Raw genomic sequence first — 467 nt, 5'->3', positions numbered from 1 at the left:
GCCCGCCGCACCCTGCTCGCCTACCAGCAGCTGCGTGCCGCGGCCGTTGCCGCCGCGTGCTGGCCGACCGAGCACGAGAAGGCACTGGCACTTCTCCGCGCCGATGCCGAACGGGCGGACACGCACGGTGGCCGGGTCCTCGTTGACATCCTGCTGGACGACGGGGACATCGACGCCGCCTGGCGGACAGCCGGCGAGTACGGCGCCCACGACGGCCAGTGGCTCGCCCTTGCGGACCGGTCCCGCCCGACCCGCCCCGCGGATGCCCTCGCCGTCTACCTCCGCCTGGTCGCCCCCCTCACCCGCGAGACCGGCAACCGCGCCTACGAACAGCTCGTCGGCCTGCTCCTGGGCATCCGCGACTGTCACCGCCACCTCGGCACACCGGACGACTTCACCGTGTACATCACCGACCTGCGCGCCACCCAGAAGCGGAAGCGGAACCTGATGCGACTGATGGACGACCA

1 pseudogene is annotated in these 467 nt (G+C 72.2%); it reads left to right on the top strand.

Going from position 1 to position 467, the window contains the following annotated elements:
- Nucleotides 1-467: pseudogene (locus AOK00_RS40825) on the top strand (SWIM zinc finger family protein); the annotation flags it as partial.

The sequence above is a fragment of the Streptomyces aureus genome (assembly GCF_001418135.1).
GTDB lineage: Bacteria > Actinomycetota > Actinomycetes > Streptomycetales > Streptomycetaceae > Streptomyces > Streptomyces aureus_A.
This window is presented reverse-complemented; position numbering and strand designations above follow the sequence as displayed.